This window comes from Streptomyces sparsus (assembly GCF_054776295.1).
The window spans coordinates 1-1,198 of record NZ_BAAHCA010001223.1 but is presented as its reverse complement, the minus strand read 5'-3'; the positions used below and the strand labels follow the sequence as shown (position 1 = coordinate 1,198).

Here is a 1,198-nt window from a genome sequence, read left to right as displayed (position 1 = left end):
GGCCCGCGTGCGCGGCGTGGAGCAGCTGGCTGAGGCCGCCGTCACCCGGCGCGGCACGGCCGCTGTACACCAGCGGCGTGCGCCGCTTGCCACCGTCGACCGCTGGCAGCTGGGCGGTGTCGGCGAACGCGCTGCCGGTCGGTGCCGGTGTGGCGAGCTGTACCCGGAAGCTGGCGTTGTTGACGATGACCTGCGCGGGGTCGCTCGGCACCTTGACCGAGCTGAGCACCGGGTCGTCGTCAAAGCCGCCAGGGGTCGCCCCGGTAGGCGTGCGGGGTGTTCTGGTGTCCACACTCATCTAACCGAGTGACGGACGTTAAGGACACTGCCTTGACCCGGCCGATCTGTCCGCGACCCGTCAAGCCCCTGGTGGGCCGGGTGGCTCAACGGCGGTGACTCAGCGTCGGCGGCGCGCGGTCTCGTAGAGCGCCACCCCGGCGGCGACCCCGGCGTTCAGCGATTCCCCGCCGCCCGGCATCGGGATCCGCACCAGCAGATCGCAGGTCTCGCCGACGAGCCGGGAGAGCCCCTTGCCCTCGCTGCCGATCACGATGACCACCGGACCGTCCAGCGCGGCCACGTCGGTCAGCTCGGTGTCGCCGTCCGCGGCCAGCCCGATGACCGTCAGCCCGGACTTCTGGTACGTCTCCAGGGCACGGGTCAGGTTGGTCGCACGGGCGACCGGGATCCGGGCCGCGGCACCGGCGGACGTCTTCCAGGCGCCGGCGGTCATGCCGGCCGCGCGCCGCTCCGGCACGACCACGCCGTGACCACCGAAGGCCGCGGCGGACCGCACCACGGCGCCCAGGTTGCGCGGGTCGGTGACGCCGTCGAGGGCGACGATCAGCGCGTCCTGGCCGGCGTCCAGCGCGGCGGCGGTGAGGTCCTCCGGGTGCGCGTAGTCGTAGGGCGGGACCTGGAGCACGAGGCCCTGGTGGTTCAGCCCGTTGGTCATCCGGTCCAGCTCGGGCCGGGGGGCCTCCATCAGGTTGATGCCGCCGCGGTCCGCGGTGAGCCGCAGCGACTCACGGACCCGCTCGTCGCTGTCGATGTACTGCTGGACGTAGAGCGTGCTGGCCGGCACGCCCTCGCGCAGCGCCTCGACGACCGAGTTGCGGCCGACGACCAGCTCCGAGGTGCCCTTCGGGCCGCCTCGGCGCGGAGCGGGACGGCCGGTGGCCCGGCGGGCGCGCGCCTG

At 74.0% G+C, this 1,198-nt stretch carries 1 protein-coding gene and 1 pseudogene; both read right to left on the bottom strand.

The window, feature by feature from the left end; genetic code table 11:
- A pseudogene (locus ACYVE9_RS27540) lies at nucleotides 1–298 on the bottom strand (hypothetical protein); the annotation flags it as partial.
- Between the two features lie 99 nt (nucleotides 299–397).
- The coding region (rlmB, locus tag ACYVE9_RS27535; protein WP_461030607.1) for a 23S rRNA (guanosine(2251)-2'-O)-methyltransferase RlmB at nucleotides 398–1,198 on the bottom strand (801 nt) is incomplete at its 5' end.